Origin of the sequence: Bittarella massiliensis (ex Durand et al. 2017) (assembly GCF_017566145.1) — a bacterium.
Classification (GTDB): domain Bacteria; phylum Bacillota; class Clostridia; order Oscillospirales; family Ruminococcaceae; genus Bittarella; species Bittarella massiliensis_A.
Genome location: NZ_JABFCL010000433.1, coordinates 1 through 207 on the forward strand (window position 1 = coordinate 1; position 207 = coordinate 207).

Annotated in this window: 1 protein-coding gene; it reads left to right on the forward strand. The window is 47.8% G+C overall.

Going from position 1 to position 207, the window contains the following annotated elements; translation table 11 throughout:
* Positions 1–207, forward strand: a 207-nt coding sequence (locus HJY11_RS14955) for a hypothetical protein (protein ID WP_208076609.1), incomplete at both ends; no start/stop codon positions are given.

The window sequence follows — 207 nt, forward strand, 5'->3', positions numbered from 1 at the left end:
AATCACAGACCTTTATACTCCTGTTATCCAGAAAACCTACACCTCTGATGACCCAGCGCCAGATCTTTCAGCGGAAAAGGCGATCACAGGGTTTAAGCTTGGCGAAAACGCAGGAACAATCGATAAGGATGTGTATAAGATTACTGTAAAGGTTCCACGGAATACGGACCTGAGCCGGCAGACTGCTGTGTTTGAGGCCAGTGAAGG